Raw genomic sequence first — 244 nt, 5'->3', positions numbered from 1 at the left:
GATAGGGGTGATCCGGGCGCTCGTCCTTGCCATAAAGCTTGGGCATCGGCAGCTTGGACTGGTCATAGCGATAGAAATATTCCGGCGGTGCGGTCAGCGGGAAATGCGGCGACACGAAGCTGACAAACAACACCCAGGGCTTGTCGGTGATCGCCGGGGCCTCTTCGCGCAGCCATACCTGTGAACGTGCCGAAATATCCCGGTCATAACGGGTATAGATCGACTCGCCCGGGCCGGCCATGCG

General features: G+C 60.2%; 1 pseudogene. It reads right to left on the bottom strand.

The annotated features are described in order from the left end of the window. Nucleotides 1-244, bottom strand: a pseudogene (locus Q4528_RS15440) (hypothetical protein); the annotation flags it as partial.

It is taken from the genome of Staphylococcus pasteuri (assembly GCF_030547725.1).
GTDB classification, from domain to species: domain Bacteria; phylum Bacillota; class Bacilli; order Staphylococcales; family Staphylococcaceae; genus Staphylococcus; species Staphylococcus pasteuri.
The sequence above is the reverse complement of the archived record's forward strand: the minus strand, read 5'-3'. Positions and strand labels throughout refer to the sequence as shown.